Source organism: Streptomyces ipomoeae 91-03 (assembly GCF_000317595.1).
Taxonomy (GTDB): Bacteria; Actinomycetota; Actinomycetes; order Streptomycetales; family Streptomycetaceae; genus Streptomyces; species Streptomyces ipomoeae.
Genome location: NZ_AEJC01000331.1, coordinates 1 through 19,925, shown reverse-complemented (window position 1 = coordinate 19,925; position 19,925 = coordinate 1). Strand labels below are relative to the sequence as shown.

The 19,925-nt window shown below is 71.2% G+C and carries 6 protein-coding genes and 1 pseudogene; 5 read left to right on the top strand and 2 right to left on the bottom strand.

All coding sequences use genetic code 11. From position 1 onward, the window contains the following. Nucleotides 1-56 precede the first annotated feature (56 nt). Together STRIP9103_RS21640 and STRIP9103_RS21635 are read right to left on the bottom strand one after the other, a co-directional pair. Nucleotides 57-2,747 (bottom strand): right-handed parallel beta-helix repeat-containing protein, encoded by a 2,691-nt coding sequence (locus STRIP9103_RS21640; RefSeq protein ID WP_009317597.1) that lies wholly within the window; start codon nt 2,745-2,747, stop codon nt 57-59. After that, nucleotides 2,744-13,120 (bottom strand): scabin-related ADP-ribosyltransferase, encoded by a 10,377-nt coding sequence (locus STRIP9103_RS21635; protein WP_009317592.1) that lies wholly within the window; start codon nt 13,118-13,120, stop codon nt 2,744-2,746. Before STRIP9103_RS21635 ends, STRIP9103_RS21640 begins: the two co-directional genes overlap by 4 nt. 266 nt (nt 13,121-13,386) lie before the next feature. Here STRIP9103_RS21635 and STRIP9103_RS21630 point away from each other — a divergent pair, with 266 nt between their 5' ends. The 5 genes and pseudogenes from STRIP9103_RS21630 to STRIP9103_RS21610 form a co-directional block, all read left to right on the top strand. Beyond that, nucleotides 13,387-15,627 (top strand): coiled-coil domain-containing protein, encoded by a 2,241-nt coding sequence (locus STRIP9103_RS21630; RefSeq protein ID WP_009317600.1) that lies wholly within the window; start codon nt 13,387-13,389, stop codon nt 15,625-15,627. A 180-nt stretch (nt 15,628-15,807) separates the two neighbouring features. Beyond that, nucleotides 15,808-16,107 carry a hypothetical protein gene (locus STRIP9103_RS21625; protein WP_009317590.1) on the top strand — a complete coding sequence of 100 codons (300 nt, stop codon included), beginning with the start codon at nt 15,808-15,810 and terminating at the stop codon, nt 16,105-16,107. 409 nt (nt 16,108-16,516) lie between these two features. Beyond that, nucleotides 16,517-17,065 (top strand): sigma-70 family RNA polymerase sigma factor, encoded by a 549-nt coding sequence (locus STRIP9103_RS21620; protein ID WP_009317594.1) that lies wholly within the window; start codon nt 16,517-16,519, stop codon nt 17,063-17,065. Next, nucleotides 17,062-18,384, top strand: coding sequence for a hypothetical protein (locus tag STRIP9103_RS21615; RefSeq protein WP_009317606.1), 1,323 nt, complete (start codon nt 17,062-17,064; stop codon nt 18,382-18,384). The genes STRIP9103_RS21620 and STRIP9103_RS21615 overlap by 4 nt, the downstream gene beginning before the upstream one ends. 284 nt (nt 18,385-18,668) lie before the next feature. Beyond that, nucleotides 18,669-19,925: pseudogene (locus STRIP9103_RS21610) on the top strand (FtsK/SpoIIIE domain-containing protein); the annotation flags it as partial.

The following is a 19,925-nucleotide window of genomic DNA, read 5'->3' as shown; positions in this document are numbered from 1 at the left end:
AGTGGGTCCTTAAGGAGGTCGTTGAGGTCGTTTGCGGGATCACAGGGACTGCGGGTTCACGAGGACTGTGGGATGTCCTCGGGCTTGAGCGTCATCACGTCGGACTCCGAGGCCTCCGGCAGTTTGGCGACGCGGTACGCCTGGTGTTCCGTCATGGCCTGGAAGAGTTGGCGTGCCGTACGGCCGTTGCCGAAACCCCGGTCCCGGGGCATCGCGTCGAAGCGCGCTGTCAGCGCCTCGCGGGTGTCCGGGCCGAGCTCGTACTGGTGCTGGGCGGCCTGGTGTTCGACGATGCTGACGAGTTCGGCGCTGCCGTAGTCCTCGAAGAGCAGGGTGCGGTTGAAGCGGGAGGCCAGACCGGGGTTGGAGCGGACGAACACCTCCATCTCCTTGAGGTATCCGGCGACGATCACCACCACGTCGTCGCGGTGGTCCTCCATCAGCTTCACCAGGGTGGCGATCGCCTCCTGGCCGAAGTCGTTGGACCCGGCGTACTGGGTGAGGGAGTACGCCTCGTCGATGAACAGCACCCCGCCCCGGGCCTGCTGGAACACCCGCGTGGTCTTGGGCCCGGTGTGTCCGACGTACTCGCCGACCAGCGCGGAGCGGTCGGCCTCCACCAGATGGCCGCGCTCCAGCAGGCCGACGGCGGCGAGGATGCGGCCGTAGAGGCGGGCCACGGTGGTCTTGCCCGTGCCGGGGTTCCCGGCGAAGACCAGATGGCGACTGAGCGGGGGCGGGGCGAGGCCCATCTCCTCCCGGCGGCGGACCATCTGCATCAGCTTGACCAGCGACGACACATCGTGCTTGACCCGCTCCAGACCGGCCAGCCCCCGCAGCTCGGCGAGCAGGTCGTCCAGGGTGTCCTCGGGCGGTGCCTCGGTCTGTCTCGCGCTGGTCCCGGCACCGGCCGGGTCCGGGCCCGAGGCGGCCGACAGCGCCTGCTCCGCGCCGGTCGGCAGGGACGGGTTCTTCACGTCCCGGGACACACAGTCGTCGAACACCGGGCGGGCGCCCTTCTCCAGCGCCACGTCCTCCTCGGCGTCACGGACCAGGCAGCCACGCAGGACGGGCGCGCCGCCGGCCGACACATGCAGCGCCGGGAAGGCCGCGCCGTCGCTGCCCGCGCCGGTGAAGACGCAGTCCTCGAAGGTGCCGCGGGCCTTCTCGCCGACGAACAGGCTGTTCTTGCCGGTCCTGGCCACCGTGAGGTATCTGACCCGGGGCTCGGCGCGCGGGCCCACCACCAGGCCGGAGCCGGCCGCGTCCCGTACCGTGCAGCCCTCGACGCTGGGCGTGGCGCGTTCGCCGATCACCAGGCCCGCCGTACCGGTCCCGCTGATCCGGCAGTCCCGCAGCACCGGACCGGTCTCCGTACCGCAGGAGATCCCGGCCCGCTCGGCGTCCACGACATCGCACTCCTCCAGGACCACCGTCCCGGTCGACTCGGTGGTGATCCCGGACCGGCCGCGCACCACCGACAGCCCGCGCATCCGCGCCTCGGCCGCACCGTCGATCCGCACCCCGGACAGTCCGCAGTCCGTGATCCGGCCGCCCTCGACGGTGAGCCCCGCCCGGTCGGTGGCGCGGATCCCATGCTCGGCGGTGGAGCCGATACGGCACGCGGTGAGCGTCACCCGGGAGTCGTCGCAGGCGTGCACCGCGCTGAACGAACACGCCGTCACATCACTGGCGTCCATGCGCACCTCGGAACGGTCGCCCGCCAGCAGACCGTTCGCCCGGCTGCCGGTCACCGAGGTGCCCTCGGCGGACAGCCGGCCGGTGCCCCGGGCCACCAGACCCGAGCCGTGCGCCCGGTCCACCTGGCAGTCCACCAGCTCGGCACGGCTCTCGCCCTCCACGCTCACCCCGGGCCCCGAGCCGTCCCGCAGCCGGCAGTTCACCAGCAGCGCGTCCCCGGTGCCGGAGAGCGCGACCGCGTCCGTGCCGGTGCGCAGCACCTCGCAGCGGGCGAGGACCACCCCGCCCTCGGCGCTTTCCCGGCGCTCCGCGGGCACCTCGGGCCGCGCCGAGCTGCCCAGCACCCGTACGCCCTCGGCGGCCGTCTCCTCCACCCGGCAGTCCAGCGCGGTGACGGCCGCCTCGTCCTCCACCAGCAGCCCGCTGCGCCCGGGCCCGGAGATCCGGCACTCCCGCAGCACCGCCCGGGCGCCTCCCCGGACGCGGACCCCCGACCCGGTGACCCGCCGTACCGTCACCTCGGTGGCCTCGACGGCGGCCCGGGCGCCGATCACGACACCGGTCCCGTCGACGTCCTCGACCACGACCCGCGTCAGCCGCGCCGAGCCCGTGGTGTTGGTGTGCACCCCGGCGAGCTGCGCACCGGAGACCCGGCAGTCCGTCAGCGTCAGGGACGCGTCGCCACCCGCCTCGACCCGCCCGCCGGAGACGTCACAGGCGTCCAGCTCCAGATCGCCGGCCCCCACCAGTACGGCGGGCAGCCCCGGGTCCTGTCCGATCAGGGCGATGCCCTCCACCCGTACGTCCCGGGCGGCGACCTCCAGCACGGGCCGCCCGGGGGACGCGGCCAGCACCCGTACGGCGTGCTCCGGACCGGCCTCCGGCAGCAGCCGCACCGTACGGTCGAGGACCAGCTGCTCGACGTACTCGCCGGGGGCGATGCGGATCTCGTCGCCGTCGCGGGCGGCGCGCACGGCGGAGGCGATGCTGCGGTGGGCGCCGCGGCCCTTGGGGGCGACCCGGTGCACGGTGGCGGTGGCGGTCACGGGAACTCCAATCCGTCGGTGAGCAGGGCGGCCGGATCGGAGGCCGGTTGCTGCTGTGATGCCGATGCCGTCGTGGACGGGGTCGACGTGGGGGGCGTCGGCGCGGTCGGGAACGACCGGCCGGGGCTGGGCAGGTTGTTGCCGTTCTTCTTGTCCTCCTCAGTGATCAGCCAGCTGATGTACCGGGTCAGCGCGGACTCGGCCCAGTTCGCGCCCAGCTCGGGCAGGCCGCCCTTGTGGAAGACCCGGGAGCCGGTGGTGAGGTGGAAGGCGCTGCGCGCCAGGCCGGTGGTGACACCGCTGAACGCGGAGGCGCCCGCGCCCCACAGACCGGCCAGCAGGGCGTCCGCGCCCTTGACCTCGTTGCCGTTGACGCCGAAGACCGACGCGCTGATGGCGTTGCTGACGAAACCGCTGAGCGCGCCGGTGGCGATGCCCACGGTGTTGGCGTACGTGGCGTTGCGCCAACGCGTCGGCTTCTCCTGGGCGGCCCAGTCGGTGGCCCAGTCGTCGGTGTTACTGGCCATGGACTGCTTGGGGTGTCCACCCCAGTCCCGTGCGCCCAGGCTGTTCTTGAAGTAGCCCAGCGGGGTGCGGTTGTACAGGGCGTTGAGCCCGCCGCTGAAGGTGCCGCCGACCGCGCCGTTCAGCAGCGCCTTGAAGTAGTCGACCCGCTTGAGGTCGCCGTTGTTGGTGAGCTCGGTGATCACCAGGCTCGCGGTGAAGTCGGTGACGAAGCCGGTGGCGAACGAGGTGAGCCCGGAGCGCAGTTCACGCTGCCACACCGGCATCTCCGCCGACACGCCGTCCTTGACCCCCTGGAACACGCCGTGCCAGGGGTCCTGGACCTCCCGCAGCAGACCCAGGGCCTCGATCTCCCTGCCCCGGAAGTCGGTCTCCCGGCCGATCAGCCGCCACCCGGCGTCGCCGGGCAGACCGACCTCGCCGCCCATACGGGGCAGCGCGCCCGCCAGGTACTCGGGGATCATGGCCGGGCCGGAGCCGCTGAAGCGGCCGAAGGCGTCGGTCTTCCAGACCCGCCCGGTGAACGTCCGCTGCTCCACCAGATGGCCGTCCTGGAACTCCCGCCACTGGCCCCACTGCTTGTCGACCTCGCGGAACCGGCCGGGTGTGCCGTCCACGGCGACCCGCTCACGGAACACTTTGCCGAGGTCGTACTCCTTCCAGACCTGCGGGTTCACCTCCACTGTCCTCGGCGGCTCGAACTGCAGGGCGGATCGGGCGAGGAGGTCGCGCACCGAGCCGGTGCGGGCCGGTGCGGCGGGCGGCTCGGGTGCGACGATCCTGTAGTCGAACTCGCGGACCCGGCCGCCCCGGCGCTCTCTGACCACCTGGCCGTCCACGAGGTCCCGCCAGTGGCCGCCGCCCGCGATGTCGTCGTACACGCGGGTGCCCTCGGAGTGGACCGTGCCGTCGGCGGCGGTCCTCGTCCACTTCCAGGTGCCGTCGGGCTGCTTCACCGCGTCGACCCAGGAACTCGCCGTGTCGGTGGCGTTGCGCTCACGCACCCGGTTGCCGAGCCCGTCGAGGTCGACGAACGAGTCGTCCCAGGTCCTGGAGTAGAACGAACCGCGGTTCTGCTTGCGGACGCCCTCGGCGACCACGGTGGCCGGATCGTCGGCGGAGAACGCCTTCCACGTCCAGGTGGTGTGGTACGGGTCGCCGGACGACTCGATGATCCGGCCGTCGATCAGGTCACGGCGTCCGGTGACGTGCAGCAGGGAGTTCTTGTCGACCCAGAGGCCCGCCCTGTCGTTGACGGCGAGGTCCCGGGTGGAGGGTGCCTCGAACAGGTACTCCCGGGTGTTCCGGCCCTCGCTGCGCATCCGGACCCGTTCGACGCCGTTCTCGTCGGTGAAGAGGTCGCGCCAGCGCCCGTTGCCGTCGAAGTGCCGGGTGCCGGTGGTGCCGCTCGTCGTGTCCCGCCAGGACAGTTCGTACGAGCCGCCCTTGCGGTACTCCGGGGCGGGCGCCCAGCGCGTGGGGTCGTCCAGGCTGCGGCCCACCTCGATGGTGTTGCCGTTGTCGAGCTTGCGGCTCTCGCGCACGATACGGCCGTACTGGTCGATGTCGACCCAGTTGGAGCCGCTCGGGTTGAGGCGCACGCCGGTCAGCCTGCTGCCGTCGGCGGCGGTCTCGGTCCAGTGGCTGACCCGGTGCAGGGAGTCACCGGCGAACAGGTCGCGGAAGAACCCGTCGAAGGGGCTGCGGCCGGCGGCGTTCTTCCACAGGAACGCGGGCGGACGCATGTCGGCGAACCGTTTCACGAGCAGGGTGCCGCCGTCCGCCAGCGCCTCCAGACTCTCGATCTGGGCGTTCGCCGCGCCCGTACCGGTGTACGCGCCCGGGTCGACGCGACCTCCGGCGGGGGCGTGGCCCGGCACCACCGAGAACTCCTGGTACATCCGGGAGCCGTGCTCACCGCCGAACGGCCAGGTCATGCCGCGTCGCTGAGCCACCGCCTCCAGACCGGTGGCCGGGTCGACGAAGGTGTCCTTGAACCCGACGTGGTCCCAGTTCCAGTGCCGGGTGCCGGACAGCGCCTGGGCGCCCTCCTTGTCGAAGCGCTGCCACGTCCACCGACCGTCGATCTCCTTCTCGGCGCGGACGAGACCGCCGTCGGCGCCCTTGGTGTACGTCCGCACGTCGCCGGCGTTGTTGATCAGGCGTTGCCAGGAGCCGGACGGTACGTCGTGGACGGTCCGCTGGTCCGCGTCCCAGATCCGGCGGCCGTGGCGGGAGAGATCCCCGCCGGCGTCGAACTCGGTCCAGCGGGCCTGCCCGAAGCGGTCGCGGTCGATGTGTACGACGTTGCCGTTCTTCAGGGTCTCGCGTTCGAAGAGGGTCACCTTGCCCGGCTGGGTGCCGGTCAGCTTGAACTGCCCCGTGGCGGACTTCTCCACGGTGGCCGTGTCGAACCGCCCGTTGAGAGGGTTGTGGGAGGAGTCGAGCCGGACGGCCTTGCCCGCGGCGTGGTCGATCTTCCAGAACTCCCCGGTCGGGACACCGCCCTTGCCGCGGATCGCGATCGTCTCCTCCCGCAGCGTGCCCGCCGGGTCGAACACCGCCCGCTCCAGCGGCTGGGCGCCCTTGCCGGTGGGGACGAGGGCGATCCGGCCGTCGTCGAGGAGCTCCGTACGGAACCCGGGCAGTCGGTGGCCCGTGGCGTCCAGCAGCCGGGGTGCGCCGCCGGGTTCGAAGCGGAGGACGCCCCGGTCGCCGGGCAGCTGGACGTCCCGGAAGGCGTGCACGCCCTCGGGCCCGTAGTGCAGGCGCGTGGTGCCGGTCGCGTCGGTGAGGGTGAGACCACCGGGCACTTCGGTGCTCGGGGCGACCGTGAAGAGGGCGTCGGCCGGGCGGGCGCCGACGAAGTCCACCGAGGTGGGCGTCCACGGCCCGCCGTCCGCCGACCGGCCGGTGATCCCCAGCTTCAGCCCGTCCATATCGCTCGGGCCGCCCCTGAGGAACACCTCTTGGTAGACCAGTCCGCGGTTCGCGTCGAAGCCCAGCGTCACGTCCGACGGGTTGTGGTGCACGGTGAAGCGCGCGCCCCCGGGGCCTCCGTTCGGAGTCGGATTGACGGTGAAGTCGCCGAGGAGGCGGCCCGTGCCGCCGTGCAGCGCGGACTGGAGGTGGTCGTCGAGGCGCGTCGACGGGGAGAGGGTGAGGTACTCGCCGAGGGTGGTGACGGCGTCCTGCCGCAGCGTCAGACGTGCCTGCCCGGTCATCTCCCGCAGCTGGTCGGTCAGCAGCTCTGGGCGCAGACCGAACCTGTCGAGCGACGCGGTCGCCCCGTCGGTGAGCCGCTGGATACCCGGCAGGTCCACCGGCTGGAGGACCTGGGACTCGGGCGTGACGTGTACGAAGTCCATGGCGCCGCCGATGTCGGCCATGTTCGCCGGGGCGCCCTCCGGCGCCGTACGCAGGCTGGAAGCCTCGTCGAGCGTACGGTCGAAGACGCGGGCGAGGTCGATGTTGCCCCATGCGCCGCTCTCCGGGACGGCGTTCTCCGGGCCGGAGCCGAGCGGGAGGCGTTCCCCCAGGTCGTCGCCGAAGTCGCCCAAGCCGCCGAGTTCGTCGAGCCGGACGGGAGCCGTGCCGGGTGCGGCGTCCTCGGTGAAGCGGAGGAAGCCGGAGCCGTCCTCGGCCGGCAGGTCACGGAAGGCGAGGCGGCCGGTGTGGTCGAAGTGGAAACGCGAGCCGGTGACGGTGTCGGTGAGGGTGAAACCGCCGGGCAGCCGCCCGGACAGCGTGCTGTGCACATCGGTGAAGCGGATGGAGCCGGTCGTGCCAGGAGGGCCGATCACATTGGCCGCGAGCCGACTGGTGCCGTCCCCCAAGGGAGTGGCCGTCACATTGAGCCGCATCCCCTGGGGCAGCCCGTTGAACGCGAGGGTGGCGTCGCGCGCGAGGAAGGTGCCGTCCGGGGCGAAGGTGAGACGGGTGGTGCCGCTCGGATCGACGACCGCGAACCTGCCGCTGTCGTCGAGCAGCCCGACCGTGAAGTCCGAGGCGCGCGTCGGCCCGCCCGCGCCGGGGGTGCGCTCGACCAGCTCCAGCCGGACCGTGCCCGGCGTCGTCTCGGTCGGCGCGACCTCGATGATCCGCACGTCGAAGCCCGACAACTCCTCGACACCGGACAGCGGTACGAGGTTCTGGGGCTCCATCGGCTGCCGAACGGCGTCCAGACGTGCCCGCAGGGCCGCGAGGTCGGGGTCCGACAGTCCACCGAGGTCGTCGGAGAGCCCCGAGAGGTCGGAGAGCGAGTCGGTACGCGGGAACTCGGTGTCGTCGGCGAAGCGGTTCAGGTCGTCGAGGGTCAGCGGTGGTGCGTCCGGGTCGATCCGGGTGAGGTTGATCAGCTCCTCCAGCGAGGCCGACACCGGGTCGGCGGCCTGGGAGTCGAGGGCCCGTACGCTCGTGAGGTTCGACGGGTCGACCGCGTCCGGTGCGGTGCGCAGCCCCGCGGCCTCGTCGAGCGTCCGGTTGAACAACTGCGTCACATCACCCAGGTCGCCACCGAAGTCGCCGAGATCGCCCAGTTCGTCGAGTCGTACCGGTGGGGTGCCGGGCGCGGCGTCGTCGGTGAAGCGGAGGAAACCGGAACCGTCCCGGGCCGGTATGTCCCGTATGGCGAGGCGGCCGTCCGCGTCGAAGTGGAAGCGGGCGCCGGTGACGGTGTCGGTCACCGTGAAGCCGTTCGGCAGTCGTCCGGCGAGGGAGCCGTCCATCGGGCCGAGCCGGAGGGAACCGGTGAGGCTCGACGGTCCGGTGAGTTCGAGGAGCCTGTTCGTGGTGCCGCCGGTACCGGGGGTGATCGTCACCTTGATGCCCAGGCCGGCGGGGCTGTCGACACCCGGCAAGGTGAGCGGAAGTTCCTGCCCGCGCAGGGTGCCGCCCGGCTCGAACCGCCACACCGCCGTGAGCCCGTCCGTACCCGGCACGGGCACCCGTACGGTCAGCTCGGTCAGGGCGCCGGTCGCGTCCCGGACCGGTGTGAGCGTCGCGCCCTGGACGGGCACGCCGTCGGGGCCGACCACGCGCGGCATCGGGTTCAGGGCCTCGTCGGTGAAGCGCAGCGCCAAGTCGGTGCCGGTCAGCGGCAGTTCGCGGTACTCCAGTTGCCCGAGCGCGTCGAACTGCCAGCGCACCCCGCCCTGCGAACCGGTGATGCTCAGCCCGCCGCCCTCGCGGAGGGTGAGGTTCACGTTCTCCAGCCGTACCGGACCGCCGGGGGCGCCGAAGTCGACCACGTCGATCCGGAACGACGCCGGCGCGAGATCGGTCGCCGGGAACTCCGTGACCCGCAGCCGCAGATTCGTCAGCTCGTCCGCCCCGGACAGCGCGATGCCGTCGAACCGCGACGGGTTCACCGGCGTAGGAGCGCCGTCGGCCACCGTGGACGCGAACCGGGCGTCGAAGCCGGCGGGTTGCGGCGTCAGATCCGTATGCGGCAGATCCGGCAGCGCGAGCCGGTTGAGCGAGCCCGACTCACCGAGGTCACCGAGGCGGGCCAGGTCGCCGAGATCGCCCTGTTCACCGAGACGGCCCAAGTCGCCGAGATCGTCGAGGGCCGAGGGCAGACCCGGGTCCGTTTCCAGAAGCGTGGACCCCGGCAGGTCCACCGTCGAGTCCGGCACCGCCGACCCCGACACGTCCAGGCGTACCGGCGACACCTCGTCCACCGGAAGATCGACCAACCGGCCACCCCGGTCGAACACGAACCCCGCCCCGGTCGCCGTGTCGGTCACCGCGAACCCGCCCGGCAGCCGCTGTGCCAGATCCCCGTCCAGCCGTACGACGTCGAAGGCGCCGTCGCCCAGCCCCGGCACGGTCAGCCGGTGCGTGGCCGACTGCGCTCCGCCCGGCAGTTGTGTGAACGTCGTCGTCAGCCGGGACCCGGTCAGCGGGCCGCCGACGGGGCCGGACAGGGTCAGCTGCTCCGACAGCCGCGTACCGTCCAGATCGAAGCGGGCCAGCCAGGCCCCGTCGAGGGACCGCACCCGTACACCGGTGACCACGCCCAGCGCGCCCCTGACCGGTTCGATCACCGCACCGCCGGGCAGCGGCACTCCGTCCTGGCCGACGACCCGGGGCAGGGACCCCGGCCCCGCCTCGGCGTCGAAGCGGAGGAAGCCATCGCCGCTGGGGAGCCGGACGTCGGTGAACTGCAGGACCTCGTCGGCGTCGAACACCAGCCGGATGTCGCCGGCCTGTTCGGTGAACGAGAACCCGCCGCCCTCCAGCGGGGTGCGCTGCCCCTCCATCCGGAAGCCGGTCACCCCGGCGAACTCCTGCGGGTCCACCAGCACGGTCTCGGCCCGGGGCGCGGGGGCGTCGAAGCGGTCGAAGTGGAACTCGTCCGACAGATAGCCTAGGTCGTCCACCTGGCTTCCGACCTCGTCCAGGGCGTTGACCCCGTTGAGGGAGTCGAGGTCGTCGAAGGCCTTGGTCTCGCCCAGGTCGAGCTGGTCCAGGAGCCGCAGCTGGTCGTCGAGAGACAGGCCCTGGAAGTCCAGCGCGCTGAGGCCCGAGGTGCCCTCCCCGGCGACCTTCAGATCCGCCGCCAGCTCGGGCATGGGGTTGCTGCCCCGGAAGTTGGGGTTCGGGATCCACTCCAGGAGGTTGTGCTGGGCGTCCATCCGGTACGCGCCGCGGATGAACTCCGGGGCGATACCGCCGGGGAAGGCGATCTCGTTCTCCGACGCCCAGCCCGATGCCTTCCAGGCGTCCGGTCCCATGGAGCGTTCGAAGGTCTTGCCGACGTCGATCCCGCCGGAGGCCTCGATCTCGAACTTGAAGATGCCGTCCCAGAGGAGGTTCTTGTCGGTGGTGGTGCTCACGAACGCCGACGGCTGGCCGGTCCTGACCATGACGTCCAGGTTGGTCTCCAGGGGGTCGCGGACGGTGAACCCCTCGTTGAAGATCTGGTCGAGGGGGCGCTTGCCGCCGATACGCCACAGCGTCTCGTCGGTCTCGCGCCAGACCGGCGCCGGATTGATGGTCTGGATGTCGATGGAGCGGTCGGCGGCGAAGGCCAGCCGGTCCAGCTCCCGTGGCGCGGGCAGGACCACCTTGTCCATGCCCGTTCCCGACAGCTGAGGGAGCGTGAACTGTCCCGCGTCGCCGAGGACCATCGGTCGGCCGTCGGCGCCGATCCTGGTGATGAGGCCGTCGGTCCCGGTGACGGTGAAGACGCCGTCGGCCAGGGTCACCTTGACGTCGGGGACGATCCCGGCGTCCGTCTTGAGGACCCAGGTGATGTTCGGCCCGGGCTCCATGGTGATCCACTGACCGGTGCGCTGTCCCAGGTCGTCCAGCAGATGCAGTTCACCGGTGGGCATGCCGGCCGCAGGGCCGTCCACGCGGGCCATCATCACCGTGATGTCCTGGCGGACCGTGTCCAGGTTCATGCCGAGCCGGTCGAAGGCGATACGGGCCTGGTTGAAGCCGACCTGAGCGGCGCTCAGATCCAGCTCGGCCTGGGCGCGGGTCAGCGGCGGTATGCCGACCTGCTCGGTGAGCTCGCTGAGCCTGCGCCCGGCGGTGTCCAGCTGGAACTGGGCGGTCTGGGTGCGCAGCCAGGTCTGGAAGCGGTCCGTGGCGAGCTTGCCGGTGGCGCCGCCGGTGACGATGTCCCGCAGGGTCAGCGGGGTGAAGGTGGGGTTCTTGGTGACCGGGGCGGTGAGGTCCGTCCGGACCGGCCCCAGGCCGAGCAGTTCGCGGGCGGTGCGCGAGCCGTCGCCGGCGTCGGGGATCAGCCGGGTGAGGTCGTCGAGCTTGATGCCGAGTTCCTCCAGGCGGTCTGTGCCGGTCGTCGTTTTCCAGGTCGGGACCTTGGGGTCGGCCGGGCCGAGGACATCGACCTTCACCCCGTCCTTCAACTGCACCCGGACGTCCACCGGGTCGGTCTTCCCGATGCGCAGGACCACGCCGTCCGGGGTGACGTTCGCGAGGTCGATCTCGCCGTCCAGGATCTGCCGCACCTGGAACTCGGTCAGCCCGCCGAGCTTGCCGTCGAAACTCAGCTCCGCCAGGTCCGCCAGATCGTCGAGGGGCTTGAGCAGTCCGGTCCCGGTGCGCTCCACGCCCGTCAGGGTGTCGAGGTCCGTCAGCTCGTCGACCGCGCTGCGCGGCGGCAGCAGAGTGGTGGGGGTGAGAGGGCCGCCGAACTCGTCCGCCTGGTCGAACAGGGTGAGCGGGGTGCGCAGCCGAGGAGGCATCAGGTCGCCGCCCACCCGGCCGGTCACAGGGTCGACCAGGCCGAGCCGCTGTCCGCCGGGGACCGTGCCGACCGGCAGGCCGACCGTGTCGAGGGTGTTCAGGGTGTCGAGTCGGACACCCATGTCGTCGAGGCGGCCCGGCATACGGGCAGTGCCCGAGCCGGTCATGGAGCTGAAGCCGGGGGTGCGGGGGGGCGTCACCGGCGTCACCGAGATCTCGGCCAGCTCGTCGAGGGTCTCGTTGAACTCCGGGGTGCCGGGCACGGTGAGCTTGTCGGTGTTCGTGCCGTTCACCGGGCGCAGGAGGCCGCCCCGGTCGAGGTTGCGGCCCGTCAGGTTCGTGAGGCCCGCGGCCAGGGAGTCCGTCCTGCCGAGCGGGCGGAGGCCGCGCGAGGTCCAGTGCAGACCGCGGTCGATGAAGCCCATGCGGAAGGCGCCCCGGTAGCCGAACTGCGCGATCTCCGAGTACCTCATCGGCAGGAGTGCCGTGGTGACGAGCCGGCCCAGGCCCATGATCGTGAAGACGCCCAGCCGGGTGGCCATGTTGCCGCCGACGAACGCGGTGGACTGGAAGAAGTCGCGGCTCAGCGCGGACCAGCCCTGCCGGAAGGTGCTCCGGGCGAATCCGCCCATGAACCTCAGGGCCGACCCCAGCATCGCGGGCGTCTTGGACAGCACCCGGGGCAGCGCCATGAACCCGCTCGCGGTCCGGTTGGCGAGCCCTCCGCCGAACTTGACCAGTCCCTGCCCGGCCAGGGACAGCAGTCTGCCGGGGGAGGAGAGCAGTGCCCTGCCGCCCCGGAACAGCAGCCGCCCGCTCGCGGAGAGGGCACCGCTCAGGGCCTTCGCGCCCGACGCGCCCAGCCGGAAGAGCCCGCTGAGGGTGGTGAGACCCTTCGTCGAGGGGAACAGGATGCCGAGGAAGGCGAGGCCGAGGCTGAGCGCGTTGCCGTTGCCCGTGGCGTAGTCGACGAGGGCCTTGGCGAAGAGCACCGCGCCCATTCCGAAGGCCACGAGCCCCAGCGGGCCACCGATGATGGCCGCGATGAGGGTGACGACCAGCGCGACGATCTCCAGGACCTTGAAGAACGTCGACACGAACCGCTTCCAGAAGCTCTTCTTCGGCTTCTTCACGGGCCGCGACACCAGGCGGGCCGCCTCGTGCAGGGCTTCCTCGAGGATCTTCGCCTCCGCCTGGATGGCGTCGGTCTCGGCGTCCACCTCGTTGCGGGCGCGGGTCATCTCCGGGTCGTTCTCGGGCAGCGGCTGACCGCCGACCCGCTCCAGCGCGGCGACGGTGTCAGCGGCGTTCTCGGCCCGGTCCTGAGAGTCCCCGAGGGCGCGCGCGTAACGCGCGGTGGCGTTGGCCGCCATGTCGAACGAGCGGTTGATGTTCTCCATGAACACCTTGAGCTCGTTCTTGACGTACGTGCGCAGGGCGTCCGCGGTCCGCCCCTCGAAGCCGCCGTCCTCGGCCTTGGCCAGCAGGGTGTCGAGGCCGCCGCTGACCCGTCCGGCGAGATCGCTGAGGTCGCGCAGCTCCTTGGTGATGTTCTCGACGACGCCCGGATTCCCCGTCACCGGATTGCCGGTGAATCCGACTCTGCTCCACTCGTCGGAGGTGGCCAACGAATCCTCCACGGGGTCCGGGACTTGGGGTACCGAGAGCAGACGTTTCCGGGCGGCCCGGGAGTTCAAGAAAGTGGCGCACGCCACAGTTTCCGCCGGTCAGCGAGGTGCGGACGAAATCTCTTTGAACCATCCGGGCCCGAGTTCTCGTCTACAGGGCGGCTCGGCACCGACGCCGACCACCGCACGCGGTACGGGCCGCCCCGGCCAAGCCGCCGGGACCCGGCCCGCCGCGGACACGCCCGCTTCGAGAAAGGACGGCAGACATGGTGCGCGTCTCCTACGACTACGACCTGATGACCGTCCTCGCACGCCATCTGTGGCACCTCCGCGACGAACTGGACGTCACCTCGCAGTCGGACAAGACGTTCGCTCCCGGGGACATCGGCCCCCGCCGGGAGACCGCCGAGGCGCTGGAGGACTTCTACGGCGCCTGGAAGAAGTCGTTCAAAGAGGGCTGGCAGGTCATGACGGACCTCGGCAACCTCCTCGACAGGGCGGGCAAGGCCTTCTACGACCAGGACGCCTCCCACGCCGCCGGCGCGGCCCAGCAGGTCACCGCCCAGGTCCGGGACGAGGCCATCCGGCAGAACGAGATCCGCAAGCAGACGCTGGACAACAAGCGCCGCCAGGCGATGGCCAGAAACCTGGAGGCCCGCTACAAGACCCAGCAGGCGCGTCTGAAGAAGGACCAGGACGCGCTGGTCGAGAAGCGGAAGAAGCTCGACGAGCAGACCGCTGCCCAGCAGAAGCGGCAGGAAGAGCTCAACAAGCAGCAGGAGGAGCTGGCCAAGAAGCGCGAACCCCTCCTGAAGCAGCAGGACGAACTCCAGGCCAAGCAGCAGCAGCTCTGGCAGGAGGAGAAGGAACTCCTCAAGCAGCGCGAGGAGAAACTCCAGGCCAAGCGGGACGAGCTGCAGAAGGAGTACGAGGCCCTCAGCAAGGAACAGGAGCCCCTGCTGAAGCGGCAGGAGGAACTCCAGCGCGAGCAACAGCAGCTGTGGGAGGACGAGAAGGCCCTGCGCGCCGAGCAGGACGCGGCGATCGAGAAGAAGGCCACCGCCCTGGAGCAGGAGCAGAAGGCCTACGACACCAAGCAGGACGCCCTCCAGGAGAGGCAGGAAGCCCTCTGGAAGGAACGGGAGACCCTGCTGAGCAAGGGCAACGCCACGCAGGCGGATCTCGATGCCTGGCGGCGCAAGCAGGATGCCCTGGACAAGGAGCGGGACGCCCTGTGGGAGAACGAGGGCAAGGGGCTCGCGGAACGCTGGGACGCCCTGGAGCAGGAACAGCGGGACGGGGAGAAGGCGTTCGACCCGCTGAACGAGCGGCAGAAGGAACTCGACGACGAGCGCGACGCGCTCAGCCGCGACCAGGCGCCCCTCTCCGAGCGGCAGGACGAACTGCAGAAGAAGCAGAAGGACCTCTGGGACCTGGAGAAGTCCACCCAGAAGGACGTCGAGGACGCCGTGAAGGAGAAGCAGGACGGCCTGGACGCCGAACGCACCGACCTCCAGAGGCGGCTCGACCCCCTGGACCAGGAGTCGAAGGACCTCCAGGACCGCCAGAAGGAGCTGTGGGACGACCAGTCGGACACCGAGGACGCCCAGACCAGGCTGACCGAGGAGGAGAAGCCCGTCCAGCAACGGCAGCAGGACCTCCAGGACGGCTTCGGCGAGGAGCAGGACAAGATCCGCGACCGGGATTTCGACAAGGACCCGGACCCCGGTCAGCTCAGGGGAATGCGCGGCCAGCTGGACGATCTGCCCCCCGAGGCCCCCGTGCCCAACGGCTACACCATCGAGGACGCCAACAACACCACCACGGTGTCGTACCAACTCGACGAGAACGGTGAGATCAAGGTCGACAAGAACGGCAACCCCGTCGAGACGACCACCACCGTCACCAACAAGAACACGGGGCTGTCGTACTCCGAGACGTACCGCCAGCTGTCGGACGACGGCGACTCGGTGACGACGACCCGTAGCTCCGACGGTTCCGTCACCAAGATTTATACGGATGTCAACGCCGACGGGTCCGCGACGCGCTACGTCACCGACGAGACCGGCCGGGACACCCAGCAGATCTGGAGCAAGGAAGCCGACGGCGACTGGGTGTTGCGGATGGACAAGGAGACCTACCTCAACTCCGAGGCCGGCAAGCAGGACGACCAGCAGTTCCTGGACAGGCCTCCCGCGTATCTGACAGTGGAGAACCCGATCGTCGACTCGGACGGCCGTCCGTCCGGTTCCACCTCCGCGGGGGAGACGACCCAGGTCGAGGATGGCGTCACCCGGACCAACTACACGGGCTCCGACGGTTCGGTCCTGAAGGTCGTCACGAACGAGAAGATGGGACTCCGCCTCGTGGCCGGCTCGAACGACGAGATCCAGGAGATCTGGCAGCGGCGCGAGGACGGCAGCTGGTATCTGAGGGACTCCATCACCCAGCACGAACGCACCAGCGCCGAACCGCCCCTCGGAACCCTCGGCGAGAACTGGCGCTGACCCCACCCGGGGCGCCCCGCCCCACCCCCGAGCTCCCAGCGCGCGCCCCTCCGGTGCCGCCGGGTCCCTCGCGCCCCGAACGACCGGTGCGCGACACGCAGTACCAGCAGGACCACCAACCCCTCCGGTGCGCCCGGTCGGTCATGACCGGACGCACGGCGACAGAAAACGAGGTGCACCATGCCCAAGAACGTCATCGACGACGAGGAAATCGAAAGCACCGCCAAGAAGCTCGACTCCGCGGTCAGCGACACCCTGGTTCCCAAGCTGTCCTCACTGCAGGCCGAGGTCGAGAGCCTCCTCCAGGGCGGTCTGCTGCTGACGGCGACCAGCCCGAAGATGCAGACGTCCTACGAGAACTTCAACAAGTCGTTGACGGAGGCAGTGAACAACATCACCTCGTTCTCCAAGCAGTTCCGCGACATCTGCAACGCCGTCAACAACCTCGACTCGCAGATCGCCGGCGGCATCCCCACCTGAGCCCCACCCCCCCCGAGCGGGATGCCGACCGCGACTCCCCCCTCAGGTCGGGCATCCCTTGTCGCAGGGGCGTCGGTTCCTCCCCCGGACCGGCGCCCCTGCCGGTGTTTTCGGACAGCGTGGATCTTGGAGCTGTCGATCACCTGTCGTTTCTCCAAGCCGTCTACCAGGAACATTTCATTCTCATCAGTAACCTCGGGTTCTTCTCAGGAAGGCTTGAAACTTACGGAAGCATTCATAGACTCCCAGCGGAACCTCACGTTCCACCCATGAACCGTGAGTCCACCCCGGGTACCCGTGCTCAGCCCTGCCCAGCCAACGCCGCAGTCGCGGCGCCCGATCGGACCGGCGTCGGAAGATTCATGCCGGTCCTGGGGGAACTATGAGAACGCCCACACCGAGTACCGTCGTGCCCAGGAGCGCTCCTGACGCCGGCGCGGCCACGCCCTCCGGCGACGGATCCGTCCGCAGGCTCTACGAAGAACACCACGGCCCCCTGCTGCGCTATGTGTCGAGCCTGATACGCGGCGACCGCCAGCGGGCCGAGGACTTCGTCCAGGAGACCCTGGTACGCGCCTGGCAGAGCACCGCGAGCCAGCCGCCGGGCTGGTCACCGTCCCGGGCCTGGCTGATGCGGGTGGCGCACAATCTGGTGATCGACTGGTCCCGGCGCGAGCGGGTGCACACCGCGATCCAGCACGAACACACCCTGGACAAGCACCTCGAGCCCGTGGACCCGATGAGCCAGGCCGTGCAGCGCCGCTTCATGGTCCACGTCCTCTCCCGGCTCTCGCACCCCCACCGCGAAGTGCTCTTCTACGTCTACGTCCTCGGCTGCACCGGCCCCGACGCCGCCGACGCCCTGGGCATCCCGCCGGGAACCGTGAAGTCCCGCACCCACCACGCGATACGGGAGCTGCGCCGTCGGCACCCGGAGCACGCGCTGGCGGCGGCATGACCGGGGCCGCCGCCACGAGCTCCGGCCCGGCGCGGGACTCGATCGTCGCGATCGGAAAGCCCACCGACTCGGTGCTCACGGTCATCATCGTGGCCGTCGTCGTCCTGATCCTGCTCTTCCTGCTGCTGCGGCACATGATCCGCAAGCGGGGCGGCTGGCGGCGGTTCCGCCGCCGCGTCGGCCGTGAACTGACCCTGACGCGGCAGGCCTTCGGCGAACCCCTGCGCGCCTACCGCCGCCACCGCCGAGGCGTACGAGCCCTGGCCCGCCAGCTCTCCGACCCCCGGGGCGGCCTGCTCGTACGACGGCTGCTGGACTCGGCGGCGGCGGCCCTGGCCGACGCTCCCGGGGCCGTACCGCACGCCGTTCGCCTCGAACCCGGATGGGCGTCCGTGCAGATCGCCGCCCGGCGACTCCCCGAGCCGCCGACGCCCTGGGAGCCCGCCGCCGAGCCCGGCCCGCAGCGCTGGGAGCTGCCCCTGGACGACGAGGACGCGCTGCCGCCGGGCCGGACCCGCGCCGGTGCGCACCTCAGGCCGTTGCCGGTCGCCGTCGGCATGGCGGACGACGCCTGTGTCCACCTCGATCTGGCCGCCGGACCACGGCTGATCACCGTGGAGGGGGACACGGCCGCCCGGAACCGGTTGCTCCAGGCCATGGCGGCACAACTGGACCGGCCCGGCAGCGGTGCCTCGGTCGTCGTCGCGGACGGGGTCCATCCACAGCACCGGGGCGAGCGCCTCGACGCGCTGCTGCGGAAGCTGGAGACGGCTGCCGCCGTCGATCCCGGCGAGGGCCAGGAGCCCGACGAGATCGGGGAGTCCGGCCGTGCCGCCACGACCGTGGTCGTCTGCGCCGCCCCCACCCCGGAGCAGGCCCGCAGGCTGAGCGCCCTCGCCGCCTCCGGTGCCGTCGTCTGCCTGGCCGACGGCCGGGTGGCGGGGCACACCTGGGCCCTCCGGGTCGACGGGCGCGGCCGGGTGGTCGCGCCGGAGCTGGAGCTGGACGCGGACTCGTCACCGCTCGGCCGGGCCGTCGTCGCCGCCGTCCGCGCGGACCGCCGCCGACTGCGTCGGGAGTCGACCCCACGCCGGGGAACGCCCCTCCCGCGCGGCCGGGAACGTCAGCCGCTGGAGGCCGAGGAGACCCGGGAGCTCCAGGAGACCCGGCTGCTCGAAGAGACGGAGGTCCTCCAGGAGAAGTCGACGGAGGCCACGGCCCCCATCCGTACCACCACCACCGGATCCGGCCTCCTCGCCGAACCGGACGCCGCCCGTGAACGCACCACGGCGGCTTCCTCCGGCCCACGGGAGGACTAGCCGACGGAAGGAACGGTCGACGTAAGCAACGGCCGACGAGAGGACCGGCTGACCGAGAGAGCCGGCTGACCTGGCCGGGAGGGATGACCGGCGAGGGGCCGGGACCTGCCGAGCGGGGCCTCGAACCCCTGGAAGAGGCCCGGTGCCTTGCGACGGTCCCGGCTTCCCGAGCCGGCTCGCCGTCTTGAGTCGGCCCGGCCCTCCGACACGGCCCGGCCCGCCAACCCAGCACCACGAGCACCACCCCCGAAGCACCCACCCCCGAACCACCCGCAAGGGGAGAAGTGAAACTCCTCATCACCACCGTCGCCGACGGCGACGCCACCGGCAGCCAGGACGTGCTGCTCACCGCGTCCGGCAGTACCCCCGTCGAGGAAGTCGCCGCACACCTCGCCCAGCTGCGCACCGGTGACACCGACGAGACCGGCGGCTCGTTCCCCGTGCCGGGAGCAGCCCCGTCCTGCTACCTGGGCGACGAACCCCTCGCCCCGGGCACCCCGCTGGCCGCCACCCGCCTCATGGACGGCAGCGTCGTCGCCCTCGGCGCCCCGCAGCCCCCGGCCGCCACCGTCTACGGCCCCGAGCGCGACGCCATGCCCCAGCCGCACCGGGTGGACCACGCGCCGGTGATCGAACTCCAGGTGGTGGGTGGCCCGGACGCCGGGCGCGTGTACTCCCTCGGACTCGGCACCCATGGCATCGGCCCCCTGGAGGACGCGGCCGTCCCCCTCGAAGGCCGGGGCATGCCGGGCGAGGGCATCCGGGTGACCGTACGACCGGACGGATCGGCCATCGTGGAACTCCGCGAGGGCGGCCCGGCCAAGCTCTCCCTGCCGGAGCCGCCGGAGCACCGGGGCAGGCCCAACACACCGCTGCTGCCCCTCGCGGAACAGGACGAGGAGGACGAGGAACCGCAGGAGGAGGCCGTCGGCGAAGCGGAGCTCCCCGACGGCTGGGAGCTCTGGCCCGTCGGCGCGGAACTGTCCGTCGGCGAGTACCTGCTGCGACTGGCCGAACCCACGCCCCGGGACGCCGCGGTGGTGCCGTCCGAGGGCGGCGGCGGCCTGGACTACAACCGGCCGCCGCGCATCCTGCCCCATCTGGCGCCCGAGCGGTTCCGGCTGCCCGCACCGCCCGAGCCCCCGGGCCGCAGGCCGATCCCGCTGATGGTGAGCCTCGCCCCGATGGTCTTCGGCGTCGTCATGATGCTGTTCCTGAACTCGTACTACTACCTGATCTTCATGTTCCTGTCGCCGGTGCTGGTCGCGGCGAACTACGTCAGCGGACGACGCCAGACGCGCAAGGACTACGAGGAGAAGTCCCGTATCTACCGTCAGCGCCGTGCCTCACTGGAGGAGGACGTCCGGCAGAAGGTCGCCACCGAGCGGCGGCTGCGCACCGAGACCGCGCCCGACCCGGCGGTCGCCGGACTGTGGGCGGTCGGCCCCGGCCGAAGGCTGTGGGAGCGGCGCCGTGGCGACCCGGACCACCTGGCCCTGCGTATCGGCACCGCCCCGCAGCCGTCCCTGCTCGGCATCGAC